The following is a 25835-nucleotide window of genomic DNA, read 5'->3' as shown; positions in this document are numbered from 1 at the left end:
ATGCGACGTCGGTCAGGGCTCGTTGCAGTGCGCGTTCTGGATGGCCGGAGACTGCTGCGAGGCGGGAAAGGCTGGGTTTGCCGAACCAGAATGGTGGGCCGCAGAGAAACCGGTGCAGGTAGCTGGGCTTGAGGTGGTTGGTGCGGGCGAGACGGCGGATGTAGGAGTCGGTTGTCTCTCCGAGCTGTGGTGAAACCCTGATGGGAAGCCGGGTGAGGCGGTCTGGCGACGTGCCGGTCACCGGCGGCCCGTCTTCTTGGACGGGGATGCCGCGAGTTCTGCGGCGTGGTCCAGGGGGATCGCGTCGATCGCTTCTTTCGTCACGCGTTCGGTGCCGCTCAGGATCGCGTCGATCGCGGCGCCCCGGATCGCGTGGGAGAGGGCGCCGATCATGCCGTCGGCCCGGTTGTGAAGGTAACGGTCCAACTTGACCAGGCTTCCCGGTGGGTGGTCGTGCAAAAGCAACGTCTCCTCCATGGTTGCGACCAGTCCTTTCCACTCGTCGCCGTAGGGGAACGGGCGGGTGGGAACGAGGGTGAAGCACCCCGCTATCTGGGCGCCCCGCGTGCCGGCCAGGAGTTCACTGGTCTCCAGGCCGATGCCCGCGTAGACGAACGTGGCGGGGATGCGCTCGGAGAAGTACTTCAGGGTGTCGGAGACCTCACCGCCGGACCGGGTGACCTGCGAAACGTTGTGAATTTCGTCGACGAGCACGAGGCCCGTGCGGGTGTCGGTGCAGACACCGACCACAGCCTCGATGATGTCCGTCATGTTGAACCGAACCCGGATCGGCAGGCCCAGGAAGCGGGCGAACTCGGCGGCGACCATGCGGGCGGTCGCGGCTGGCGGGACGGTGATGTAAAGCACGGGGATGCGGTCGGAGACATTCGGGTGGCGGGCCCGGTCGAGGAGTTCATGAGCGCGTCCGAGCTGGGTGATAGCGCTGGTCTTGCCCGTGCCGGGAAGCCCGGAGACCATCAGGCCGCGACGGGCGCTGATCGCGTGGCGGTTGAGCAGGACCAGCCGACGGCCGCAGACCACCGTCTTCTCGACGAACGAGGTGGCGACCACGAGCATCCGGGCGTGATGGTCGAGCCGGTCATCGTCGTAGAGGTCCCGTTCGGTCGGGGACAGACGCCTCAGCGCGTCAGGAGACAACAGAGCCGGGGGCGGGGGCGGGTTCTCGATGAACTTCCGCCATCCGTCCAGCGTGGTCAGCTGCCGGTTGGCCTCGGCATCGACCCTGCTCAACGCGATATGTCGGGCTGCCGGTTCGAAAAGAGTCACGTGCGCCTCCAGGGGTTGGCGAGCGGATCGAACAGGCCCAGCGGGATGACCTTCGCCACCTCGGGGCCAACCTCGTCGTCGGGCACGGGCTCGACCGCAGGCGGGTCAGGGACCGGCCGGTCAGTGGCAGTGGCCCGGGTGCGGGCAGCGACCCGCCGGTCCCGCTTTGAGCGTTTGACCGGACGGTCTTTCTCTTCGGCAGGGCCGTCGTGGGCCCGCCGCAGCAGGGCAGCGGCGGCGTCGGCGATCTGTGCCTCGGTCCCGTTCGGGACCTGTTCGCGGGCATGATCCCAGGCCAGCTCGCCGAACGGGACGCCGACGCGGTGCAGATGCTTCCAGAACACCGTGATCCACCGGTCACTCCCGCCGCGGCGGTCGCGTACCCAGATCCGGGAGACGTCGTAGGGGTCGTAGTGGACCTCCCACAGCCCCTTCTTCTCCACCACCCCGGAGTGCTGGCGGCGCAACGGGGTCAACTCGCCGTCGTCGTAGGTGCGGTGATTGATCCGGATGCCGTAGGCGTTGATCGCCTGCCAGCGTTCGGGCAGCAACTCGACGTAGTCCTCGCCGCTGAAGGGGGCCGGAACATAGCCGCACGACTCCAGCAGCATCGCGTACTTCTCGTTCGGCGTGAACGCGCGCTTCGGTGAGTCCGGGTCCCTCAGTGCGTCGTGCGGACGGTTCTGCCAGATGACGATCCACTCGTCCAGCAGGCTCTGCAGCTCGGGCAGGGACCACAGTGGCCCGTTCTCCAGGCCCCGGCCCCGGCGGTCCACCGACCGGCCGGTGTAACCCGCGACGAACTGCGCGAACAGCGTCGCCACCGAACCCAGCGTCTTCTCGATCGCACCCTTCTCGAAAGGCGACGCTTTGTGAGTCGGCTGGAGGCTGATGCCCAAGTAGCGGCAGGACGCACGGAAGTTGTTCGAGATAAAGACCTTGCCGTGGTCGCAGACGATCGTGTCCGGCACGATCACGGGCCTTCCAGCCGCGTGCTCCAGCCGCTTGTCCAAGGCCATCAGCCGTCGGTGCGGCAGCACCGATCTCGACATCCGAAGAGCTTCCGGCCAGCCAGGACGCATCGTCTCAGGGGTGATGCTCCGGGCCAGGAGAGCGGAGGCGTCGGCCGCTTTCGTCGTCGGCCGCAGGACTGCGGCGGCCAGTGACCTGGTCGCCAGGTCGATCATGGCGGTCAACTCGACCTTTTCGGCAATGCCGTCGTCCAGCCGGACCAGGACGTCCAGCGGTGCGGAGTCGATCTGCATCCACTCGCCCGGCGCGCAGGCCGGCACCTCCCCGAACGGTCCGGCCGGACGCGCGTTCACCGAACGGCGCGTGGTCGCCGAGCCCGTCGCATGTGTGCCGGCTGCCAGCTTGTCGAACAGCCGGTAGAGCGTGCGCTGTGAGGGCACCTCGATGCCCTGCGCGTCCTCGCGGGAGGCCAGGATCTGTGTCGCCCGCCAGACCGCGAAGCCGATCGTCTTCGACGACGCCTCGGCCGTCTCGTCGATCGCCTGCCGCATCGCCTCGACCACCGCCGGGGCCACCCGGCCGAAGGACGGCATCTGCTTGGCCGACCGGCCGTCGGCCAGTCCGACCAGCCCGTCCCGCTGATAACGCTGGCGCCGCTGCTTGACGCCGCTGGCCGTCATCGCATGCCCGGCCTCCGTCAGCTCGGCAGCCTTGGCCCGCTCCCGCTGAGCCAGCGAGTTCCGTTCCGGGTCGAACTCCGGCCGCGGCACCGTCCCCTCAGGAGCATCCGGCGGCAAGCCGTCCAGCACCTCCAGAATGTGCCTCTCCCACCAACGGGCCTGTTCCGCAGCGGTCTGCGGGAACTCCGCGATCCTGGCCGACGCAGGCACCCGCCGTTCTTTCCCGGCCCCCGTCACCGAACACTTCCGTCCGCCAGGCGCACGATGGCGGACGGCCCCAGCAGCGAGAACGCCAGCCCCTCGGCGGCCAACTCGCGGAACCAGAGGAGATGGAACAGGACGGGGAGCGTCTCAAGCCGGTCACCGGCCGCATCCGCGCCGGCCATCAACGGGACCGGTTCCGCGAAGACCTCCCGGAGACGGTCCAGGACCGGCCCGCGCCGGCACCGGGGATGCCGGTAGCGCGACAGCCACCGCACGTTCGCCAGCAGCACTTCCTCCGGAACCCCGACCCGTTCGAAGCGCCATCCCGCCTGACGGCAGGCCAGGCGCGTCACCTCGAACGCCTCCGCGTCCCTCGGCTCGATCCGCTCATCGGCGCGGACGTCAACGACGACTGCGGAGCCGTCCGCGCGGCGTACGAAGTAGTCCGGCGCATGACGACGCTCACGCTCGCCGTCGTGCCAGTGCAGCCAGAACGGTTGCGAGGCGATCCCCACCACCTCGGGATCGAAGTCCATCAGCAGAAGCCGGTCCCGCTCCAGCCACGACTCGAAACCGACGTGCCGCCCGGTCGTCGCCGCTCAGTACCAACCCGAGAAGTGACGCTCACCACACGACCAGCGAAACGGCCGCACCGCAGCCACGTCCTCGAACCGCGCCGTCGCGCAATCCAGCAAGGGACGCCGCCGACGCCCGTGTGCAGCATCCACGTACGACAGCTCGACGTATGGCACCGCAACATCCACGCCGATCGGCACGGCCATCCAGCCACCCCCAGCACGTCACCTCGTACGACTAGGTTCACTGGCAAGGAAGGCGAAACGACTGGGTCCGCTGTCAAACGACTCGATTGGATGACAGCGGACAGCAGCGAGGCCGGGCATGACCATCCCGGCCTCATGTACTAGAGTTATCTCGACATCGAGATATCTGCCGAGGCGTACCGCAGTCGCACGTTCGCTGGGTCTGGCAGTAAGGCGTACCTAACTTAGCCTTACCTTAGCGGATCGGCCAGGACGGCGTGGCGGCAGGATGCGGTGGTAAGCGCACAAAAATGAAGGAGACTGTCGTGTCGGCGAACAGCTTCGACGCCCGCGCCACGCTCAGCGTGGGCGACGAGTCGTACGAGATCTTCCGGCTGGACAAGGTGGAGGGCTCGGCCCGCCTGCCGTACAGCCTCAAGGTTCTCCTGGAGAACCTGCTCCGTACCGAGGACGGCGCGAACATCACCGCCGACCACATCCGCGCCCTCGGCGGCTGGGACTCCCAGGCCCAGCCGTCGCAGGAGATCCAGTTCACGCCGGCCCGCGTGATCATGCAGGACTTCACCGGCGTGCCCTGTGTCGTCGACCTCGCCACCATGCGTGAGGCCGTCAAGGAGCTCGGCGGCGACCCCGCGAAGGTCAACCCGCTCTCCCCGGCCGAGCTGGTCATCGACCACTCCGTCATCGCCGACAAGTTCGGCACGAACGAAGCCTTCGCGCAGAACGTCGAGCTGGAGTACGGCCGCAACCGCGAGCGCTACCAGTTCCTGCGCTGGGGCCAGACCGCGTTCGACGACTTCAAGGTCGTCCCGCCGGGCACCGGCATCGTCCACCAGGTGAACATCGAGCACCTGGCCCGGACCGTCATGGTCCGTAACGGCCAGGCGTACCCCGACACCCTGGTCGGCACCGACTCGCACACCACCATGGTCAACGGCCTCGGCGTGCTGGGCTGGGGCGTCGGCGGCATCGAGGCCGAGGCCGCGATGCTCGGCCAGCCGGTCTCCATGCTCATCCCGCGCGTCGTCGGCTTCAAGCTCACCGGTGAGCTCAAGCCCGGCACCACCGCCACCGACCTCGTCCTGACCATCACCGAGATGCTGCGCAAGCACGGCGTCGTCGGCAAGTTCGTCGAGTTCTACGGCGAGGGCGTGGCCGCCACCTCCCTCGCGAACCGCGCCACCATCGGCAACATGTCGCCGGAGTTCGGCTCGACCGCCGCGATCTTCCCGATCGACGACGAGACGATCAAGTACCTCAAGCTCACCGGCCGCTCCGAGCAGCAGCTCGCGCTCGTCGAGGCGTACGCCAAGGAGCAGGGCCTCTGGCTGGACCCGAAGGCCGAGCCGGACTTCTCCGAGAAGCTCGAGCTGGACCTGTCGACGGTCGTCCCGTCGATCGCCGGCCCGAAGCGCCCGCAGGACCGCATCGTCCTCGCCAACGCGGCCGAGCAGTTCGCGACGGACGTCCTCAACTACGTCGACGCCCCCGTCGCGCAGACCGCCGCCGCGTCCGCCTCCCCGGTCGACGAGGCGAGCGCCGAGTCCTTCCCGGCCTCCGACGCCCCCGCCTACGGCAGCCAGGAGAACGGCGCCGGCGCACCGCAGCACGACGCGGGCACCGGCGCGGCCGTCCCGTCCAACCCGGTCACCGTGACCGCCCCCGACGGTTCGACGTACGAGATCGACCACGGCGCGGTGACGGTCGCGGCCATCACCTCCTGCACCAACACCTCCAACCCGTACGTCATGGTCGCCGCCGCGCTCGTCGCGAAGAAGGCCGTGGAGAAGGGCCTGACCCGCAAGCCGTGGGTCAAGACCACCCTCGCCCCGGGTTCCAAGGTCGTCACCGATTACTTCGACAAGGCGGGGCTCACCCCCTACCTCGACAAGGTCGGCTTCAACCTCGTCGGCTACGGCTGCACCACCTGCATCGGCAACTCCGGCCCGCTGCCGGAGGAGGTCTCCCAGGCCGTCAACGAGCATGACCTCGCGGTCACCTCGGTCCTCTCCGGCAACCGGAACTTCGAGGGCCGTATCAACCCCGACGTCAAGATGAACTACCTGGCTTCCCCGCCGCTGGTCGTCGCGTACGCCCTCGCGGGTTCCATGAAGGTGGACATCACGCGCGATGCCCTCGGCACGGACCAGGACGGCAACCCGGTCCACCTGAAGGACATCTGGCCCTCCGAGGCCGAGGTCAACGACGTCGTGGCGAACGCCATCGGCGAGGACATGTTCAACAAGTCCTACGCCGACGTCTTCGCGGGCGACGCCCAGTGGCAGGCCCTGCCGATCCCCACCGGCAACACCTTCGAGTGGGACGCCGAGTCGACGTACGTCCGCAAGCCCCCGTACTTCGAGGGCATGACGATGGAGACCACCCCGGTCTCCGACATCACGGGCGCCCGGGTCCTGGCCAAGCTGGGCGACTCGGTGACGACGGACCACATCTCGCCCGCCGGCGCCATCAAGGCCGACACCCCGGCCGGCAAGTACCTCACCGAGCACGGTGTGGAGCGTCGTGACTTCAACTCCTACGGCTCGCGCCGAGGCAACCACGAGGTCATGATCCGCGGCACGTTCGCCAACATCCGCCTGCGCAACCAGATCGCGCCGGGGACGGAAGGCGGCTACACCCGCGACTTCACCGTCGAGGGCGCTCCGGTGTCGTTCATCTACGACGCCTCGCGCAACTACATCGAGCAGGGCATCCCGCTGGTCGTCCTGGCCGGCAAGGAGTACGGCTCCGGCTCGTCCCGCGACTGGGCCGCCAAGGGCACCGCGCTCCTCGGCGTCAAGGCCGTCATCGCCGAGTCGTACGAGCGCATCCACCGCTCGAACCTCATCGGCATGGGCGTCCTGCCGCTGCAGTACCCGGAGGGCGCCAGCGCCGAGTCCCTCGGCCTGACCGGCGAGGAGACCTTCTCCTTCACCGGTGTCGAGGAGCTCAACAACGGCACCACGCCGCGCACGGTCAAGGTCACCACCGACACGGGCGTCGAGTTCGACGCGGTCGTCCGCATCGACACCCCCGGTGAGGCCGACTACTACCGCAACGGCGGCATCATGCACTACGTGCTGCGCCAGCTTGCCGCTTCTTGACCTGACGTGAACGAGCGCCCTGCTCCTGCATCTCGCGGGGAGCGGGGCACTCGCGCTCGACGGGGCGGAAGACGCGCCTGCGACCACGATCGCCCGCGATCTGTTCCCGGAGCGGAGCTGCGCATCCTACGACGACGAAGGACCCCGCACCTGGCACCAGGTGCGGGGTCCTTCTGTCCTTGCGAGCGTGTGGCGAACGAGCGCCGCTAGGTGATGTGCTGCAGCTGCGTGTCGACAAGCCAACGAGTAGGCCTCTCCCTGTGCACAGAACCCGGCGTATAGCCCCGACTCGTCTGCCGCCTCGCATTTCCGCAGGTCAGAGGTCATGTTTACTCGCTAAACAAACTGCCCGGGTCGAATCCGGGGCGAATTCGGGCCGCGGGTATCGTCGTTCCTGCCTACCGCGCATGCGACATATTCGGCATTCCGGGCGTCGAATGCGGTCCGATGCCGATCTGTAGCGGACATCTCGGCACCGGATGCATCCGAAGTACATGTACGGGGTGTCTTCTCGTGGACCCGCTCTGGCTGAACTCGATCACTGATGGTGCGTCCGGCAGCGGAGCCTGTTGGAAGTGATCACTGGCGAGAGCGTCTACCGGACTGTTCCTGCCGGGAACCACTGGTTCCTGGCGAAGGCGGTCATGTGAGGCGTGGGGCTTCCCGTCCCTGTCGGTGGGGCGGCGTCGCCCCGCGTGCCGTGGTTGGAATCAGGGTCGCGAGGCTTGCGGTGGAGAGGCAAGATGGCTTTTGTCAGGCGGAAGAACTTATACAAAAAGGCTGGTCAGGATGCTGCTCTGGCTGCCCGTGACCACCGGCGCGGAGGGTGGAGTGGTGGTGCTGTTCGGTTCACGCTCGAGGCGGCCGTAGGTGGCGACGAGGAGTGCATCTACTCACCGCATGGTCCTAATCAACCAGATATATCCACTTTGCTCCAACTCGCTGCCTGGTCGCCTGCTTGTGCTCTTTCCTGTAGTGCACCGTGCCCTCCCCTGTGTGCTGGGAGGGGTGCTCGTCCTGCCTCAACCCCTTCAATGTATTGTATTGTGAACGTAATCTAATATCTTTGGAGCATCGGCGGTCGTGCGGTCGAGGGCGGGCTGCTGTCGCGCGACCTCGCGCCCGCCGGTGTGCCCCGGCGTCACAGGTGGACTACTCCCGCCGTCGGTTCGCGTGTTGTTCCGAGTGCATTTCTGCATATCTGGCAGAAGAGGCCGAGAATCTCACGGTGGAAGGCCGTCCGCTGTGTTCACCTCCCGGCGGATGGGTTCGCAGGGCGGTGTCCCGCTGGGCCTGTTGCACCGGTTCCGCGCGACAATCGACTGGTGGACCCGGAATTCCTGGACTACCTGGCTGCCGACCACGACGTGATCGCCTTCGACAACGTCGGCGTCGGCTACACCACCGGCGAGCCGCGCGACTCCCTCGACGGGTTCGCCGATGGCGCCGTCGAGATCATCGAGGCACTCGGCCTCACGCAGGTCGACCTGCTCGGCTGGTCCCTGGGTGGCTTCGTGGCCCCGCGCCTGACCGCGCGGCACCGGGAGCTGGTGCGCCAGGTCATCGTGGCGGGCAGTGGCCCGACCGGGTGGGTGCCCGGTGCGCCGCCCTTCAGCGAGCAGGTCCCGGGCATCATGTAGCAAGCCCGGCGGCGGCCTGGAGGACATGCTGTACCTCTTCTACCCCGACACGGAATCGGCCCGCGCCCTGGGAAGGAGCACTTTGAGCACGTCTCGCAGCCGACGACCCCGCGGTCTCCGAGACGGCCGCGTAGGGGCATGATCGCTATGGCGGGCCAGTTCCTGGCAGTCCCCTTCGATCAGGTGCGGGTGGAACTGGAGGCCATCAAGCCTCCGGTCCCTTACGCCAATGGCCTGCACGATGTGATGGTCCCCGCTCACAACTCCTACGTCGCTGTCCAGCGTCTTGCCGGTTGGCCGGCCTGCGTACAGCAGGGATAACCCGCGGTCCGCGTGAGAGCGCGGCGCATTCGTCGGACTCGTCGAGCACCGTCTCGGCGATGGTCCGCAGCAGCATGAGCGCGACCGGAACGAGCACGGCGGCGACGGCTGAGTCGGTATCGGTTCGCCGGGCCGGGTTGGCGGCGGCGTCATCACGCGACTTGCGGCTGAGCTGATCGTGTCGTCGGTCCGACCGGAGCGGCCGCGCCAAGGGGTGTTACCACGTCAGGCCTCCGACGGATCCGGACCGGGCTTCCGGGCCGAGGCCTGTCGATGCGCCAGCAGCTGCCTGGGGTGATTCGCCGTACCGCCGCGACAGGCTCTTGTGTGACTGCTGGTCTCGATACGCCCGAGCATGGCGGCGATCTGGGAGTCGAGCGCCGGTGATCGTGGGCCACGACCACGGGGCTCCGGTGGCGTGAGCCTCGACCTGGGCCCGGGCCGACGCCTTCTGCGGGATCGTGGCGCTGAGCGTGCCCTTCGGTGGACGAGGCCAGTCGGGTTCCAGGCCGTTACTTCGGTGAACCGGCCTGGGGCCCTGCGCCACGCGGAAGGCCGTTTGTCGGCGCCGGTTCAGAGCTACAGAGCTCAACTGCGGTGGCTGGGCTGCACGCACCTTGATTTACGGGCCTGTCCTGTTCCGGTGGCAGGGCATGGCCTGCATCCCGACGTTCGGCGGAACCCGCGATCCCTGTCGCTGTCCCATCTCGTTCCGCTTCCCCTCTTGCCTCCCCATGGAATTACGGTCATACTTTAAAAGTCGCGGGAACCTCAGGGGTCTGGCCCAGAGTGACCCCGCGCCCGAGGCCTCTGGCCGCTGACTGCAGCCGCAGTCGGGAGACCGGGTTACCGCCCTGCGCCCACCCTGCAAGGAAGAAGGGGGCGGCGCATACTGGCGCCAACCCTCACATCGAAGGGCACGACCGTGAACGACGCACATGAAGTACGAGGCGACGTGGTGACGTCGTACAAGAACGCACCGACCCGCACCGTCACCGCCGGCGGAGTGACCTTCGCCTACCGTGAGCTCGGTCCCCGGTCCGGTGTCCCGGTGGTCTTCCTCACCCACCTCGCCGCAGTGCTCGACAACTGGGACCCCCGGGTCGTCGATGGCATCGCCGCCAGGCACCGGGTGATTACGTTCGACAGCAGGGGCGTCGGCGCCTCCACCGGTTCGACGCCGAAGACCATTGAGGAGATGGCCAAGGACGCCGTCACCTTCATCCGGGCGCTCGGACTCAAGCAGGTAGACATCCTCGGTTTCTCGTTGGGCGGCATGATCGCCCAGGTGATTGCGCAGACGGACCCGCAACTCATCCGCAGACTGATCCTTGCGGGCACCGGTCCTGCCGGCGGTGAGGGCATCAAGAACGTGACCCGGATCTCCCACTTCGACACGCTCCGAGCGCTGCTCACCCTTCAGGATCCGAAGCAGTTCCTCTTCTTCACCCGCACCGCGAACGGGCGTCGGGCCGGCAAGGAATTCCTGGCCCGCCTGAAGGAGCGCACGAAGGACCGGGACAAGGCGATCTCCCTCATCTCCTACTTCTCCCAGCTCAAGGCCATCCACCGCTGGGGGCTGGCACGTCCCCAGGATCTCTCCGTCATCCAGCAACCCGTGCTCGTCGCCAACGGTGACGACGACAGGATGGTTCCGACGCAGAACTCGGTCGCCATGGCGCGGCGACTGCCGAACGCCGAGCTGGTGATCTACCCCGACGCCGGCCACGGCGGCATCTTCCAGTTCCATGAGCAGTTCGTGCCGACCGCTCTCGAGTTCTTCGGCCGGCCGTAGGTCCGCGGTCCGGTCGGTGCTCAGACCGAGGACGTTGCCTCAGAGTCGTGACGCCCGGCGGGCGGGCGACTCGAGGCGTCTGTCCGCCATCACTGACCTGGCCGTTTCCCGGCCGCGCGGCGCCGGCGAGGTGGTCGTCGTGCGGGACGGCGATGCGGAGAACGGCGTGGTGGACGCCCCGTCAGGGGCGCGGCGGGAGTCTCCAGGGGGCTGAGCCAGTGCTGGCTGCTCGGTGCGAGGCGGGGTCGGGCGAGCTCCCGCTGAGTGGTGAGCGGCCTGGAGCCGTGCCGCTGGCCGCATTGTCGGCGTGCATGGGATCGCTTTCGCGTGCGGACGCAACCTCATCACGCAGGGCGCGGCAGGGGCAGGCGGTCACCCGCCCGGGGGGTCGCCCGTCCCTCAGCGGATGAAGGTGAGGGCGTTCTCGATTCCCTGCTCAAGGACCTTGTCGGAGAACTCATGGTCGGAGAGGGCGCGGGACAGCTGCAACGTTCCCACCGCCATGGTGAAGAGCCCGATGGCTTTACCGAGGGCGGACTGCGGATCCTCGGGTGCCAGACGGGCAGCGAGCTCTTCCACGATGCCCCTGGCGCCGTCGGTGTAGGCCCCCTTGGCCCCGTCCCCGCAGCGGCCGATCTCGTCGAGCAGGGCGGCGGACGGGCATCCGTCGCCGGGGTTGTCCCGGTGCTGGGGCGACAGATACTCGTGAACGAAATCCTCGAGTCCCTCGCGGCCGGGCCGCAACGTGCCGTAGCTCTCCTTCTGCGTACGCAGCTGGTCGGCGACGACGTTGGCGACGAGGTCGTCCTTGGACTCGAAGTGGGCGTAGAAGGCTCCGTTGGTGAGTCCGGCGTCCGACATCAGGGTGGAGACGCCGGAGCCGTCTATGCCGTCCTGCTTGAACCGATGACCGGCCCGTTCGATGATCCGTTGCCGCGTCACCTGCTTGTGCTCCTTGGTGTAGCGCGCCACAGGGTTCCTCCATCAGTTCCGCCGGGCCATTGCCTTGCATCCCATCCTAATCTATGGTCTGACGCATGTAATATTACGATCGACAGACGATTTTGCGGTCGATCCGACGCACCCGGGAGACCACCGCACCTCGGCCCCGGGCGGGTGCGCCGCAGCGGCACCGTCGCCACCGCGGACACCACGCGGCGTTCGGCGCAACGCCGGGGAGCGGACCGCCTACCGGACGGCACGTCATGGGCCCGAGCGGAGACGATCTCACCACCGCCGAGTCCGCCGCCCGCCGGCCCGGGAGGTGGAGGGCTTCGCACCGCCTCAGTAGGGTGCGGTCGACAAGAGCTAGGTGGGGTCCATGGTGTGAGTCACGGTGTCAGGGGGTTTCCGACCCGGAGGGAGTCATAGGCGCGCCGGGCGGGCGGTGTGTTCGGGTCGGTGGGTACTGGGGCGCGGACGGCGTCCATGAGCAGGTCGAACATGCGGCCCAGTTGGTCGCGCCCGTCTGCTGGCGAGGTAGTGGTGAGCATGCCGACGAGGATGATGACGACGTCCTCGGCGTGAACGTCGTCGCGCAGCGTCCCGGCGGCGATCCCGGCGGCAAGAATGGTTTGCACCGCTGCGGAGAGCTGTTCACGTGCCGGCGACACGGTCCCGGCGCCGGAGGCGAGAACTGCCCGTAGGGCGTCTGCGGTCTCTCGTCGTGTCATCGCGTAGTCGGCGAAGTGGTCCATCCAGCTGCGTAGGGCGTGGGCTGGATGCCTCGTGTGCAGGAGCGCCTCGGCGTCGGCACACAACTGGGCCAGTTCGTGCCGGTAGATCGCTTCGACCAGTGCTTCCCGAGTGGGGAAGTGCCGGTAGAGCGTGCCGATGCCGACCCCCGTGTCCCGCGCGATCTGCTTCATCGACACCGGTACTTGTCCGGAAGTGAACGCATGGCGCGCGGCGTCGAGCAGGCGGGTGCGGTTACGAGCTGCGTCCGCGCGGATGGGCTTGGGCGTGTCGTGGCTCGGCATGATGCGGAGGGGCCTTCGGTCATGGTGCTGCGAGTCGGAGGCGCCTGCTCCCTGCTGGAACCGTGGAACGGGCAGCGGGATGTCGCCGTGCATGCGGGTCGCTCAGGTGGCGAGCGTGTGCGGGAATCCGCCGGGAGCCCCGCTCGCGCCGTGGGTGAGGATCAGTGGGGTGGCGCCGGGCTCGGGTGGGTAGACGCGAGGGAAAGGGGATCTCCTGGCTGACGGACTTGCCTGGTGGGGGAGTGCGGCAGTTCGTGCAGCCGAGGAGAGAAGCTCACGGCCCGACGAAGCCGCCTGTACGGTTTCGCGATGGCGCCCGCTCCGTGGGTGGCCGGGCTGCCGTCGAGGCATACCCGACCACCGCAGGGCACCTGGTGGGGCGGGGCCGGAACCCACCAGGGTGCCGCGGCAGGAGGTGATCAGAGGTTCTCGTTGACGCGGCCGATGTACTCGCCCAGCTCGTACTCGACGTCGAGGCCCTTCTCGGCGGCCAGCGCGCCGAGCCCGACCGCACGCGCGGCGAATCCCGGCTGCGTCAGTGTGCCCGCGAACTCGCCGAAGGCGGCGACCAGGTGGGCGTCCGGCGGCAGTGTCGCCCGGTTGACCTGGGCCTTCGCGGTCGCCAGTGCCTGCCGGTCGAAGGAGGCGAGACGGGCGACCGTCGCGTCGACGAAGGCGTCGAGTTCCGCGTCGGGCAGGGTCCGGGTGACCCACCCCCAGCGCTCGGCCAGGGCGGCGTCGTAGTCGGCACTGGTCAGGATCGCCTCCAGTGCGCGGTCGCGGCCGATGGAGCGCGGGAGTCGCTCGCCGCCGCCACCGCCGGGAACGATGCCGATGCCGACCTCGGGCTGGCCGAAGAACGCCTTCTCGCGGCTGGCGTAGCGCAGGTCGCAGGCGAGGGCCAGCTCGTTGCCCGCGCCGCGGGTGCGGCCCCGGATGGCCGCGATGCTGATGAACGGAGCCTTGGTCAGCCGCAGGACCATGTCGGTCCAGACCGGGTTGTCGCCCTCGTGCTCGGGCTGGGGGAGGTCGGCGGCTGCGGCGCCGTCGTAGTGGTTGACGAAGAAGTCGGGGAGGTCGCTGCTGAAGACGACGACCTGGATGTCCGGGTCGTTCTCGAGCTCCTTGACGATCTTGAGCAGCGTCACGGCGGACTCGGGAATCACCAGGTTCGCGGGAGGATTCGCGAACGTGATCCTGGCGGTCCGCGGGGTCGTCCGCTCCAGGCGGATCGTGCTGGGCTCGCTCATGGCGTGGTTCCGTTTCGTAGGGGGCTTGCGTGGCTGTGATCGCGTCCGACGACCACGGAGCTGTGGTGCCTGGTGGGGTGCGGGTGCCGCCGCCTTTGCCATCGGAGCGGCATCGGCTGCGGTAGGCCCGTATGCGCCTGTGTGGCCCCTGTAGTGCACGCCGTTCGTACTGATGACGAGCGCTGAGCGCGGCCGCCTTGCCTGCCGAGGCCGCGCTCAGCAGGTAGGCCAGGTCAGAAGCTGTAGGGCCGGAGCGTCCCCAGGCCACCAGGGCGGCCAGGATCGGCAGGAAGGCGTTGAAGGCGATGCCAGAGGGTTCCTTGCGGCGGGCGGGGGTGATCGAGGCCAGCACCATCACCACGACCAGGCCGGTCGCGGCCAGCGGGGTCAGTACCGGGGCTGTGCCGGTGGCCGCGGGCAGGACCAGCCCGAGGGCGGCGGCAAACGAAGGTGAGGCGGTCAGGCGGACGGGATGACGATCGGGGTGCCGAACAGGTAGAAGTTGCTGATGTCGATCACCAGGGGAGCCGCATAGGTGAGGAAGCGTTCGATGATGGCCTGCTTGTAGGCCTGGCCGTCGTCGCCGAGGAGCTCACCGGCGACCTTCAGGTACTCGGCCATCTCCGTGAGAACGGCCTGTCCCGCGGGCAGTCCGTGTCCGGGCAGGATCGTGTCGTAAGCCGGGTCGGCGAGTTCCTGGAGGAGGACCTGCCAGCGGTCGATGTCGTGGTTTCCGACGAACGCATGGGTCTTGTGGTAGACGATGTCCTGCGCCACCAGCACCCCGTGTTCGGGCAGCCGGATCAGCAGCTGGTCGGAGGTCTCACCGCCGGAAAGGGCTTCGAAGACGAAGGGAACGCCGTCGATGACCTCGGTACCCGGGGTGATCAGAACGGAGGGGGCCACCTCTGCCGCGGGGACCGGGATGCCGGTGGGGTCCTGGAGGTCGCCTCGCGCCGCCATCTGATCGCGCGTGACGGCCAGGGCGTGAATGGGTGCGTTGAAGCGGGCCGCGCCCTGGAAGTGGTCCGGGTGTTCATGGGTGATGATGAGCCGGTCCAGCGGTTTGCCGAGTTCCTTGGCGTATGCGACAACCTCGTCGGCGCCCGCGATCGTGATCTGGCCGTCCACCGCGACCAGCCGGCCAGGGGTCTCGATCAGCTGGGTGGTGACGTTGATGCTGTCGTCGGGAGCCATGTAACTGTGCACCCGCACGTCGCCCTTGTCGATGATGGTGACGGTGCCCCTCATTGGTCCACTCCTTCTGGTGTCCTGCGCAGCCGGGCCGTTGTCCGGCCTTGTACGAGTTCTTGTGCCGGGTGCTCGTGCGGTATCGCGGTCCGAAGCTGGAACCGATGCCGGGCGGTGGGTGAGGGCAGGCGGCCGTGGTGGAGCACTGGTCTGGGCCGGTGAACCGCGCCCGGGCGCTCGGGGTGCGGGTGCGCGGTGTGCCGGCGTGTATGGGCCTGCCCTTTGGTGTTCCCTCCGGGCTGCTGGCCGAGGGCCGGGCACGGAGACGTGGCGCAACGTGCTGACGCGGCCGGCGGTCGGGACGGCGGTGTAGCGCAGCCTTCGTTTCGGGTCCGTGGCCGCCGCGGCGATGTCGGCGTCCGTCACAACGAGCTGAGCCACTGTCCTGCCGACGCTCCCGACCCCGGATCACCGTCGCCGTGTCCTTGTTGCCATGTCCTTCTCCTGTGGTGAGGCGCGAGTTCACTGGTCACCCCCGACGCTACGAAGGAAAAGCGGCAAGCGGATCCGTCACTGTGTCCGTCACCGTGTCCGTCACATATGGCCTGGTGTCATTGAACTCGGGTTGCCGCAGTGGCTCCGGGCGACCGCAGCCCATTAGGCTTTCAAGCAAATGGACCTGTACGGACGGCGCCAGGAGCAGGCAGCCCTTGACCGGATCCTTGACGGTGCCCGTCAGGGATTGGGAGCGAGCGTGATGTTGTGGGGTGACCCCGGCATCGGTAAGACCGCCCTGCTCGAATACATGGCTGAGTCGGCCGCCGCGGACTTCACCGTCCTGCGATGCGGGGGCACTCGCCTTGAGTCGCAGCTGGCCTTCGCCGCACTGCACGAACTGCTGTGGCCGGTGACGGAGCGGATCAGCACGCTCCCGGAGCCGCAGGCCAACGCCTTGAAGGGGGCGCTCGGTACCAGCAACGATGTGGCGGACCGGTTTCTGATCGGCGTGGCCGTACTGACGCTCGTCGGCGAGCTGGCCGACAAGCGGCCGGTTCTGATCGTCGCCGACGACTCCCAGTGGCTGGACGAGCCGTCCGCGCAGTGCCTGGCCTTCGTCGCTCGCCGGCTGCGCGACGAGGCCGTGGTCATGCTCCTCACCGGCCACGACGATCCCCTCGAGGGCCCCTGGGAGAAACTGGCGGCGATGGAGGTCCGCGGGCTGGACGACGACGACGCCCGGCTCCTCGCCCGTGCCCTCGCTCCGCACGCGGACGAGACGGTGATCCGCCGCAGGGTCCGCGCGGCGGCCGGCAATCCGCTGGCACTCCAGGAGCTGCCCACGTCCGAAGCGGCCGGCGACCTCTCGGCGTATCCGCTGGGCGACGACCAGATCTCTGTCGGGCCCCGCCTGCGTCGTTCCTTCCACGCCCGGATCGAGAGGTTGTCGGCGCCTGCCCGCACCGCGCTTCTCCTCGCCGCCGCCGACGACCGCAGTGACCGGGACACCGTGCGCCAGGCCGGTGGCGTGCTCGGCCTCGACACGGCCGCGTGGGACGAGGCCCAGCACTCGGGCCTGCTCACCACGGGCTCGGGCGGGCGGATCCGCTTCCGCCACCCGCTCATGGGGGCGGTGGTCTACGACGTGGCGCCGCCCGTGGACCGGCAGGCTGTGCATCACGCTCTCGCCTCCGTGCTGAGCGGCGAGCACGCCGGCGAGTTGAGGCCCTGGCATCTGGCCGCAGCTGTGGAAGCCACGGGCGGAACCGACGAGGAGGTGGCCCGGCTGCTGGAGGAGTCGGCCCGCCGTGCCTGGGCGCGCGGCGGCTGTGCCACGGCTGCCCGTGCCCTGCAGCGTGCGGCGAGGCTGTCACCCGCCGCGGACGACGCGGCACGGCGACTGTCCTACGGGGCGAGGGCGGCCTGGGAGGCCGGACAGGTCGATGCGGCGCGGGGCATGCTGGAGCGGGCGGAAGGGATGTCGTCCGAAGCCATGGTCGGGGAGCTCAGCGAAGGGCTGAGCGGATTGATCGAGTTCGCGCACGGCGATCTGAAAATCGCCTGCCGTCGGCTGCTCCGGGACATGGAGCGGGTGGCCGACGCCGGGCAGGCGTTCCAGCTCGGCAGCATGGCGCTGCGGGCGGCGTGGGCGGCCGGGCACGGCGAGCTGCAGCGCGAGGCGCTCGAGCGGCTCGAGCGGCGGCTTCCGCGGGGGAACTTCCCGAACGCCGATCTGCTGCCGTCGCTGCGCCAGTGGTGGACGCAGGACCTGAGCGACGGAGTCGACGACAGCGACCAGGCCGTGGCCCCCGACGCCGAGGTCCTCAGCCGGCTCAGCGGCAGTTCCTGGTTCCTGATGCCGCCGGCGCCGGTGGCGATCGCCTGGGGAATCGAGTCCGCCCTGGAGGAGGCCCTGCGCGGCGAGATCGACCGGCTGCGGCCCACGGACCAGGTGACCGCCCTGACCCAGGCGCTGGCACAGGCGGCTGCGCTGGGCATCGTGCAGGGTTCCTGGACGTCGACCGCGGCGAACGCCCTGGAGGGGCTCCAGGTGGCCGGGGAGATCGGTGACGACCACCTGGCGTCGCAGTGCCACAACTGTCTGGGGTGGCTGGCAGCCGTCCGAGGCGAGGAGCCGGCCGTCGCGGACTACGCCGCCCGGGCTTTCGAGGTTTCGGTGCCGCGCAGTGTGCGCCTGCTCAGCGCCGCCGCGCAGTGGTCCCTCGGCATGTCGGCGCTCTTCGCCGGCCGGGCCGAGGAGGCCTTGGACTACCTGGTCCGCCTGACCGAGGGCGGACACCATTCGGCGCACCCCACCATCGCGGTGCTCGCCGCGCCGGACACCGCCGAGGCCGCCCTCCAGGCAGGACAGCGGGCGACGGCCGAGGAACAGGCGCGGCTGCTGCGACGCTGGGCCGAACGGACCGGGGCGGCGTGGGCGATCTCCGCGACGCACCTGGTGAATGCCCTGCTGGCGTCGGGGGCGGACGCGGAGGAGCAGTTCCGGCTCGCGCTGGATGTTCCCGGAGCCCGGTCGCGGCCCTTCAATCACGCCCGCGCCCGCCTGCTGTACGGCGAGTGGCTGCGGCGGGCCCGCCGCCGTACCGACGCCCGGACCCAGCTGGCCGAAGCCGCGGAGATCTTCCGGCGACTGGACGCGGCGCCCCTGCTTGCCCGCACCCGGGGCGAACAGGAACTGACCGGGCAGCACCTGCACCGCGACCTCGCACCGGCCCGGGACACCGCAGCCATCCTCACCCCGCAGGAGCTGAGAGTCGCACGGCTGGCCGCGCAGGGGCTCACCAACCGGGAGATCGGGGCACAGCTGCTGATCAGTCCCCGCACCGTGGCCCATCACCTGGCCAACCTGTTCCCCAAGCTCGGTATCGTCTCGCGCGCAGATCTCACGCGCATCGACTTCGGGGACGGGCTGCGTCTGATGGGCTGACTTGTTCACACCCGGTGCGCTCCACTATGCGGTGATGCCCTGGCTGTTGGCGGCCGTGCCTGCTCGGCGCAACCGTCAGCTGCCTGCTGGGCCTGCAATGACCCAGACGTGGCGCCTGCGGTCGATCGTCATGGCCCGGTGTCGGCGGCCTCGCGATACCGCCTTATGGCCATCGCCGTCTGCGTCCCTCGGATCTTGCGCGGAACCTCACGCCGGAGCGGACGAGACTTCGGATGGAATCAGCTGTTCTGCCCAGATGACCTTGCCCTCGCTGTTGTGCCGTGTTCCCCACTGCTCGGTGAGCTGGGCGACGAGGAGCAGGCCGCGGCCGCCCTCGTCGAAGACCCGGGCGCGGCGCAGGTGTGGGGCGGTGCTGCTGGCGTCGGAGACTTCGCACGTCAGCGCGGACCGCAGGATCAGGCGCAGTCGGATGGGGCTCTTGCCGTAGCGGATGGCGTTCGTCACCAGTTCGCTGACCACGAGCTCGGTGGTGAAGGCCATATCTTCCAGCCCCCAGGCGGTCAGCTGATCGGATGCCTGGGCGCGGGCCTTGGCGACCACTGACGGGTCGCTCGGGAGGTCCCAGGTGGCAACGTGATGGGCGTCGAGGGCTGCGGTTTGTGCCACCAAGAGGGCGACGTCGTCCGAGGGACGGCCGGGCAGCAGCGCTGAGAGCAGTTCGTCGCAGGTCTCCTCGAGCGACGCCGGTGCTTGGGCGAGCACGTCGCGCAGCAGCGCGAGGGCGGTCTCGAGGTCACGCGAGCGGCTCTGGACGAGGCCGTCGGTGTACAACACCAGCCGACTGCCTGGTGGCAGTTCGAACTGGGCGGTTTCGAAGGGGAGGCCGCCCAGGCCCAGGGGCGGGCCGATCGGCAGCTCCAGGACGTCGACCGCATGGGCTGCGGTGGCGTCGTCGGCGGCGGTGGGTGCAGTCACGACGGCCGGCGGAAGGTGTCCGGCACTGGCCAGGGAGCACACACCGCAGACAGGGTCGTAGACCGCGTACAGGCAGGTGGCGCTGATCTCGTCCGTACCCCGTTCCTCCTCGCGCTGCATGCGGATGACCACGTCATCAAGGTGTGTCAGCAGTTCGTCGGGCGGCAGGTCGATGTCCGCAAGAGTGCGGACGGCCGTCCGCAGCCGCCCCATGGTGGCCGCGGCATGCAGGCCGTGACCGATCACATCGCCTACGACGAGGGCGACGCGGGCTCCAGAGAGCGGGATCACGTCGAACCAGTCACCGCCCACGCCCGCTCTGGATCCGCTGGGCAGGTAGCGCGATGCCGACTCGACGGCGGACTCGCCCGGCACGTGATGCGGCAGCAGGCTGCGTTGGAGGGTGAGCGCGGTGGAGCGCTCCTGGGTGTAGCGACGGGCATGGTCGATGTTGACCGCTGCTCTGGACGCGATCTCCTGAGCCAGCAGGAGCTCGTCGTCGTCGAAGGGGTCTGCCGTGTGACGCCGGACGAACTGCGCGAGTCCCAACGGGCTTCCGCGGGCCCACAGCGGGACCAGGAGCAGGGAGTTCGGCCCCCAGGCGCGCAGGGACGGCTCGCGGTCCGCCGACATGGCCAGCCATACGGGGACGGCGTCCGCGGCGATGCGGAACCGGAGAGGCCGTCCGGTGGCCAGTACGCGAGCCGGCTCCGAGCCGTCCGGGTAGTGGTACGTCTGCCCTGTGACGATTTCCGGGTCCGGACAACCGTCCGAGACCGCCTGGGCGATTCGGCGGAGCGTCGGGGGACCGGCTACCGGGTCCGTGCCCTCCTCCTGGAGGGCGGAGCACAAGAGGTCGACGATGACGAGGTCTGCGAAGTGGTCGGCACCGACGTCCGCCAGCTCCTGGGCGGTGCGGACGGTGTCCAGGGTGGTCCCGATCCGCGTCCCGGCCTCGTTGATCATCATCAGCCGCCGCTGCATCCGGCGGTCGCGTTCCGCCTGGTACGCCGCGACAGCCTGTTCCGCCGTGCGATCGACATACTCGAAGCCGATCGCGCTCAGGGTGACCGTCGTCGCGTTGATCAGCTCCTGGGACGTGGTGACACGGGCTGTCTCCGTGTAGAGCTCATGAAGCACACCCGCGTGGACGAGCCGATAGATGCGAAGAAGCTGACTTATCGGCACCCCGTGCTCGGCGAGACGGCAGGCGAACTCGATGGCGGCGGGCGGCGTCCCGACCTCGGTCATGTCAAGGTCACGCTCGAGGAAATCCAGAACAGCGGTGACGTGTTCGGACAACGCCACCGGCGCCAGAGCGGCGATGTCCTCGCACTCCCATATCTCGGGAAGTTCGCCGCGCAAGCGTTGCAGCACCACGTCGACCATGTGATCCGCTCGGGGCGCGAGCCCTCGAGCGAGGTCGCTGAGGAAGGCGTGGGTATTGGCTCCCACATTGGAAATGTACCCCCGGCCTGGTCGACGAGCCGTGCCGAGGCATGTCCGGTGGACGCGCTGACGCCGTCCGGCCAGAGCCGGGCGTTCACGGTGTGTGACCGGCGCGGCGGAGAACGGGGCGCAGCACCTCGATGACGCTGGGGTCGTCCACGGTGGAGGGGATGGGTTCGTCACGGCCGTCGGCGATGCCGCGCATGGTCTTGCGCAGGATCTTTCCCGAGCGGGTCTTGGGCAGGGCGGCCACGACCGTGATGTCCTTGAGGGAGGCGACGGCGCCGACGCGGTCGCGCACGAGTTGCACGAGTTCGGCCTCGACTTCGCCCGGTTCGCGGCCCGTGCCTGCCTTGAGGACGACGAAACCGCGCGGCACCTGTCCCTTCAGGGAGTCGGCGACGCCGATGACGGCGCATTCGGCGACGTCGGGATGGGCGGCCAGGGCCTCTTCGATGCTGCCGGTGGACAGCCGGTGTCCGGCGACGTTGATGACGTCGTCAGTGCGGCCCATGACGAAGACGTAGCCGTCCTCGTCGAGGTGGCCGCTGTCGCCGGTGAGGTAGTAGCCGTCGAAGGCGGAGAGGTAGGAGGCGACGTAGCGGTCGTCGTCGTTCCAGAGGGTGGGGAGCGCGCCGGGTGGCAAAGGGAGTTCCACGACGATGGCGCCGTCGACGCCCGCGGGCACCGGCTCGCCCGTGGCGTCGAGGACGCGGACGTCCCATCCGGGCAGCGGGCGGGTGGGGGAGCCGGGTTTGACGGGGGCGGCCTCGATGCCGACCGGGTTGGCGACGATGGGCCATCCGGTCTCGGTCTGCCACCAGTGGTCGATCACCGGAATGCCCAGGAGCTGGCTCGCCCAGTGGTAGGTCTCGGGGTCGAGACGCTCGCCGGCGAGGAAGAGATACCGCAGACCGGTCAGGTCGTAGCCGGCGGTGAGCGTTCCCTTCGGGTCCTCCTTGCGGATGGCGCGGAAGGCGGTGGGCGCCGTGAACATGGTCTTGACCCGGTGCTCGGCGGCCACCCGCCAGAACTGGCCCGCGTCCGGGGTGCCGACCGGCTTGCCCTCGTACAGGACGGTGGTGGCGCCGGCCAGGAGCGGGCCGTAGACGATGTACGAGTGCCCGACGACCCAGCCCACGTCGGAGCCGGTGAACATGGTCTCGTCCGGGCCCACGTCGTAGACGGCGCCCATCGACCAGTGCAGGGCGACCGCGTAGCCGCCGCAGTCGCGTACGACTCCCTTGGGTTTTCCGGTCGTTCCGGACGTGTAGAGGATGTAGAGGGGATCGGTGGCGGGGACGGGAACGCAGTCGGCCGGCGCGGCGGCGGCGGCGAGGGCGGCCCAGTCGAGATCGTCGGGCCCCAACTCGGCCCGCTCCTGCGGGCGTTGCAGGATCACACTTTTCTGGGGCTTGTGGACCGCGAGTTCGATCGCCTGGTCGAGCAGGGGCTTGTACGCGATGACCCGCTTGCCCTCGATGCCGCAGGAAGCGGAGACGACGACTTTGGGGGCCGCGTCGTCGATGCGCAGGGCGAGTTCGCGGGGGGCGAAGCCGCCGAAGACGACCGAGTGGACCGCGCCGATCCGTGCGCAGGCCAGCATTGCGATGGCGGCTTCGGGGACCATCGGCATGTAGATCACCACTCGGTCGCCGTGCCCCACGCCGAGTCCTGCCAGTGCTCCGGCGAAGGCCGCCACCTCGTCCCTCAGCTGCGCGTAGGTGTAGGTGCGGCGGGTGGCGGTCTCGGGTGAGTCGTAGACCAGAGCGGGCTGTTCACCCCGGCCGGCCTCGATGTGCCGGTCGAGCGCGTTGAAGCAGACGTTGAGCCGTCCGTCGGGAAACCAGCGGTAGAAGGGCGCGCCCGAGGAGTCAAGGGCGCGGCGTGGAGCGACATCCCAATTGATGCCTTCCGCCGCCTTCAGCCAGAAGCGCTCGGGGTCCTCGGTACTGGCGCGGAAGACATCCTCGTACGTTCCCATCGCGCACTCCTTTGTGACATCGGGACGTGGTGTGGTGGTGTGTGGAACAAGGGTCGGACACAGGTACCACATGCCGGTGTGGTCGAGCGGGAGGCCGGTGACCGGTCCACCGGTCACCGGCATCCCGGTGGTGCGGCGCCTGGCGGCGGGCCTCACTGTCAGGCGCGGCGTGTGCTCAGGCGCCGAGGTGCTTGCGCAGCCACTGGCCCATCTGCCCGATGGCCTGGTCCACCTCGGGCACGCGTCCGGCGCCCAGGACGAACGAGTGCTGCCCTTCGGGCATCGAATGGGTCTCGGTGGTGACCTTGAAGTCCGCGAGGCGGCGGCCGAGCTGGGCGCCGTCGTCGGCGAGGGTCTCGTACTCGCCGTAGTAGACGAGCGTAGGCGGCAGGCCGGTCAGATCGGCCTTTACGAGGCTGATCTCGGGGGATGCGAAGTCCACGGCCGGGTCCTGCAGCCAGGCGCCTCGGAAGAGCTCCAGCGTGCCCCGGCTGAGCATCTTGTCGTTGGTCTCGTTGGCGTCCACGGCCGGGTTTCCGAGGGTGAGGTCGGTCCAGGGGGAGACGCTGACGATCGCTCCGGGGGTGGCCTCGCCCTTGGCGAGCAGGCGCAGCGGCAGCAACACCGCGAGGGTGCCGCCGATGGAGTGGCCGGTGCTGCCGATGTTCTGGGGCTGGTAGCCCTGCGAGAGCAGCCAGCGGTAGGCGGTCTCGGCGTCGTCGAGCTGGGCGGGGTGGGGGTGTTCGGGCGCCAGGCGGAAGTCTACGACGAGGGAGCGAGCGCCGGCCGCCTTCGCGATGTGGCCGGCGGCCTTGCGGTCGGAGTGCATGGAGGCGGTGACGGATCCGCCGAAGTGGAAGTGCAGCAGTGCGCGGTCGGGGTCGGCGCCCTCGGGGATGGCCCACAGGGCGGGGACGCCGTCCGCGTCGACCTCGGCGTAGGTGACGCCTTCCGGCTCGGTCGATGCCTTGTGGTTGGAGTCGACGATGTCGCGGATGACGGCCAGGTCCAGGCCCGGTGTCGACGACTTCGCGCTCACGCTCGCGAGGAACTCCGCGAACTCGTGTGCTTCCTTGCTGACTCCCATGAGGTGCTCCTTTTCGGACGGGTGCCGTGCGGGGTTACCCGGCGGCAGCCTGGGGCGATGTGAGGGCCATGACGTTACTGGCTGAGTATAGGGAAGTAAACTCAGATGGGATTGGAATCACCCTCATGGAGGCGAGCAGGCCCAGGGGGGGCATCGGCGTGGACGCTCTCTCGATCCGGGCACGTCGACCGCCCGAACGAGGGGGCCCCTTGAGATTGCCGGCGAGACGTGGAGGCTCCGGATCTGTGGCGCGACCGTGCCCTTCGGGTGGCCGGACGTAGCGACGACACCCCGTGACCCACCGTGTTCCTCCACCGCCAGGGCGTCGCGAGAGCGGCGACCTGGCACGGAACGCGATTCCGGCTGCGACTCGGAACACTTACCGCTGAAGGTCGGCGGCCTGAGGCCCGGCTGTCCTTCCCGTCAGAATTCTGTACTGCATGTCACGGAACTCGAGTTCGGAACCTGCGGGCGAGCTGATGCTGCCGAGCCACCCGAGGACGAACGCCACAGGTACGGAAACCAGGCCTGGAGTCTGGAACGGATACCAGTTGAAATTCGCTTCCGGCCACAGTGCGAACGCGGTCCCCGAGACGATGGGCGAGAAGGCCGTGAGGATGATGCAGAGCAGCAGTCCTCCGTAAACGGACCACAGTAGTCCTCCGCGGTTGAACCGGTGCCAGAAGAACGAATAGATCAACGCGGGGAAGATGCAGGACGCCGCAACGCTGATCGAGAAGGCGACCAGGAAATCAGTCGGATACCGGTGGATGGCGGCGGCCAGTGAAAGGCCCACCGCGCACACGATGACGGCGGCCACGCGCAGTGCCCGCACCTCCCCGGTCTCGGTGCGGCGGCGCCTGCCTCGCGCGAACACGTCGTGGGCGAAGGAGACGGCGGCGAAGGTCACGCTGGACACGGTCGTGAGCACGGTCAGGAAGGCGACGCACGCAACGACGGTGATCAGCGCCACGCGTCCTGTCGAGCCGTCACGGAGCACGCCCGAGGCCAGCTGGATCAGGGACGACTGCCCGGTGGGGTCGACCGCGCCGATGCCGGTCGCGCCCACCACGGCCGCTGCCGCGAAGCCGGTGGTGATCAGGAGGAGGACGAAGGCACCGACCAGCCCCGTGGCGATGCTCACGGACCGCCGTGCCGTGCGCCCGGTCCGGGATGCGCCGATCCGCAGGAGCTGGTGAGGCATGACGGCCGTACCGAGAATGAAGACTATGTGATTGCCGAATGTGTTGAGCGCCCCGAGCGTTGCCGTGTAGGGCCAGAATCCCGGCCTCAGATAGTCGTCCGGCGCCAGGCTCTTGCCCACCGCGGTGGAGAGCAGGGATCCGGGATCCCAGTCGGATTTCCTGAGAGCCAGCAATGTGATCACCGCAAGTGCGAAAAAGATGATCGCCACTTTGGCGACGTGCATGAAACTGTTTCCCCGCAGACCCGTCACCGCGGCGGAGCAGGCGACGAGACAGCCCATCAGTATCGTGCACACCACCTGGGCTCCCTCGGCCGATGTGCCGATCAGAAGAGCCGTGCTGCTGCCGGCGACACGCAGTTGGATGATGAGGAGGGGAATGGTGATGGCCAGTGTCACCGCGGTCGCGGCGATCCGGGGCCCCGAACCTGATGCCCGCAACGAGACGAGGTCGCCGAGGGTGTGGCGACCGCTGTTGCGGATCTTCTGTGCGAGGAGCAGCGGCACACCGAGCATGATCAGAAC

The 25835-nt window shown here is 68.8% G+C and carries 14 protein-coding genes and 2 pseudogenes; 4 read left to right on the top strand and 12 right to left on the bottom strand.

The features are described from left to right. Positions 1-237 precede the first annotated feature (237 nt). The 3 genes and pseudogenes from ACIRP7_RS27430 to ACIRP7_RS27420 form a co-directional block, all read right to left on the bottom strand. Complete coding sequence (locus ACIRP7_RS27430) at positions 238-1251, bottom strand: ATP-binding protein (RefSeq protein WP_403664640.1); 1014 nt, start codon at positions 1249-1251, stop codon at positions 238-240. Between the two features lie 32 nt (positions 1252-1283). Then, complete coding sequence (locus tag ACIRP7_RS27425) at positions 1284-2810, bottom strand: Mu transposase C-terminal domain-containing protein (protein WP_403664972.1); 1527 nt, start codon at positions 2808-2810, stop codon at positions 1284-1286. 362 nt (positions 2811-3172) lie between these two features. After that, positions 3173-3925: pseudogene (locus tag ACIRP7_RS27420) on the bottom strand (TnsA-like heteromeric transposase endonuclease subunit). A 305-nt stretch (positions 3926-4230) separates the two neighbouring features. Here ACIRP7_RS27420 and ACIRP7_RS27415 point away from each other — a divergent pair. The 3 genes from ACIRP7_RS27415 (at position 4231) to ACIRP7_RS27405 (ending at position 10785) form a co-directional block, all read left to right on the top strand. Continuing rightward, positions 4231-7029 carry an aconitate hydratase gene (locus ACIRP7_RS27415; protein WP_403664638.1) on the top strand — a complete coding sequence of 933 codons (2799 nt, stop codon included), beginning with the start codon at positions 4231-4233 and terminating at the stop codon, positions 7027-7029. A gap of 1325 nt (positions 7030-8354) precedes the next feature. Next, positions 8355-8669 (top strand): alpha/beta fold hydrolase, encoded by a 315-nt coding sequence (locus ACIRP7_RS27410; RefSeq protein WP_403664636.1) that lies wholly within the window; start codon positions 8355-8357, stop codon positions 8667-8669. A gap of 1246 nt (positions 8670-9915) precedes the next feature. Continuing rightward, positions 9916-10785: an alpha/beta fold hydrolase gene (locus ACIRP7_RS27405; RefSeq protein ID WP_403664634.1), complete on the top strand. Its 870-nt coding sequence runs from the start codon at positions 9916-9918 to the stop codon at positions 10783-10785. A gap of 399 nt (positions 10786-11184) precedes the next feature. Here ACIRP7_RS27405 and ACIRP7_RS27400 read toward each other — a convergent pair whose 3' ends face one another. From ACIRP7_RS27400 to ACIRP7_RS27380, 5 genes and pseudogenes are all read right to left on the bottom strand, one after another. Next, complete coding sequence (locus ACIRP7_RS27400; RefSeq protein ID WP_403664632.1) at positions 11185-11757, bottom strand: TetR/AcrR family transcriptional regulator; 573 nt, start codon at positions 11755-11757, stop codon at positions 11185-11187. A 359-nt stretch (positions 11758-12116) separates the two neighbouring features. After that, positions 12117-12764 (bottom strand): TetR/AcrR family transcriptional regulator, encoded by a 648-nt coding sequence (locus ACIRP7_RS27395; RefSeq protein ID WP_403664630.1) that lies wholly within the window; start codon positions 12762-12764, stop codon positions 12117-12119. Between the two features lie 419 nt (positions 12765-13183). Continuing rightward, positions 13184-14014, bottom strand: a complete 831-nt coding sequence (locus ACIRP7_RS27390; RefSeq protein ID WP_403664628.1) for an enoyl-CoA hydratase/isomerase family protein — start codon at positions 14012-14014, stop codon at positions 13184-13186. A gap of 328 nt (positions 14015-14342) precedes the next feature. Continuing rightward, positions 14343-14435: pseudogene (locus tag ACIRP7_RS27385) on the bottom strand (DoxX family protein); the annotation flags it as partial. A 38-nt stretch (positions 14436-14473) separates the two neighbouring features. Further along, on the bottom strand, positions 14474-15265 hold the full coding sequence (locus ACIRP7_RS27380; protein ID WP_403664626.1) for an MBL fold metallo-hydrolase: 792 nt from the start codon (positions 15263-15265) through the stop codon (positions 14474-14476). Positions 15266-15878: 613 nt separating this feature from the next. Between ACIRP7_RS27380 and ACIRP7_RS27375 the strand changes: the two genes are divergently transcribed. Beyond that, positions 15879-18650, top strand: coding sequence for an AAA family ATPase (locus ACIRP7_RS27375; protein ID WP_403664624.1), 2772 nt, complete (start codon positions 15879-15881; stop codon positions 18648-18650). A 207-nt stretch (positions 18651-18857) separates the two neighbouring features. Here ACIRP7_RS27375 and ACIRP7_RS27370 read toward each other — a convergent pair whose 3' ends face one another. The 4 genes from ACIRP7_RS27370 to ACIRP7_RS27355 all read right to left on the bottom strand — a co-directional run bounded on the left by ACIRP7_RS27370 (position 18858) and on the right by ACIRP7_RS27355 (position 25826). Further along, positions 18858-21041, bottom strand: a complete 2184-nt coding sequence (locus tag ACIRP7_RS27370) for a SpoIIE family protein phosphatase (RefSeq protein ID WP_403664622.1) — start codon at positions 21039-21041, stop codon at positions 18858-18860. A gap of 88 nt (positions 21042-21129) precedes the next feature. Next, positions 21130-23019 carry an AMP-binding protein gene (locus tag ACIRP7_RS27365; protein ID WP_403664620.1) on the bottom strand — a complete coding sequence of 630 codons (1890 nt, stop codon included), beginning with the start codon at positions 23017-23019 and terminating at the stop codon, positions 21130-21132. Between the two features lie 175 nt (positions 23020-23194). Beyond that, positions 23195-24106 (bottom strand): alpha/beta hydrolase fold domain-containing protein, encoded by a 912-nt coding sequence (locus tag ACIRP7_RS27360; RefSeq protein ID WP_403664618.1) that lies wholly within the window; start codon positions 24104-24106, stop codon positions 23195-23197. A gap of 379 nt (positions 24107-24485) precedes the next feature. Next, a complete protein-coding gene (locus ACIRP7_RS27355) occupies positions 24486-25826 on the bottom strand; it encodes a transporter (protein ID WP_403664616.1) in 1341 nt (446 codons plus the stop codon). Positions 25827-25835 lie beyond the last annotated feature (9 nt).

It is taken from the genome of Streptomyces sp. NPDC102270, assembly GCF_044766405.1.
GTDB lineage: Bacteria > Actinomycetota > Actinomycetes > Streptomycetales > Streptomycetaceae > Streptomyces.
Note: the sequence above shows the minus strand (reverse complement) of the source record. Positions and strands in the feature narration are given on the sequence as shown.

Excerpts from the sequence above, each read along its gene's own strand:
- ACIRP7_RS27425 (WP_403664972.1), bottom strand. The coding sequence starts at position 2,810 with ATGCGGCAGGCGATCGACGAGACGGCCGAGGCGTCGTCGAAGACGATC.
- ACIRP7_RS27395 (WP_403664630.1), bottom strand. The coding sequence starts at position 12,764 with ATGCCGAGCCACGACACGCCCAAGCCCATCCGCGCGGACGCAGCTCGT.
- ACIRP7_RS27390 (WP_403664628.1), bottom strand. The coding sequence starts at position 14,014 with ATGAGCGAGCCCAGCACGATCCGCCTGGAGCGGACGACCCCGCGGACC.
- ACIRP7_RS27380 (WP_403664626.1), bottom strand. The coding sequence starts at position 15,265 with ATGAGGGGCACCGTCACCATCATCGACAAGGGCGACGTGCGGGTGCAC.
- ACIRP7_RS27375 (WP_403664624.1), top strand. The coding sequence starts at position 15,879 with ATGGACCTGTACGGACGGCGCCAGGAGCAGGCAGCCCTTGACCGGATC.
- ACIRP7_RS27365 (WP_403664620.1), bottom strand. The coding sequence starts at position 23,019 with ATGGGAACGTACGAGGATGTCTTCCGCGCCAGTACCGAGGACCCCGAG.
- ACIRP7_RS27360 (WP_403664618.1), bottom strand. The coding sequence starts at position 24,106 with ATGGGAGTCAGCAAGGAAGCACACGAGTTCGCGGAGTTCCTCGCGAGC.
- ACIRP7_RS27355 (WP_403664616.1), bottom strand. The coding sequence starts at position 25,826 with ATGCTCGGTGTGCCGCTGCTCCTCGCACAGAAGATCCGCAACAGCGGT.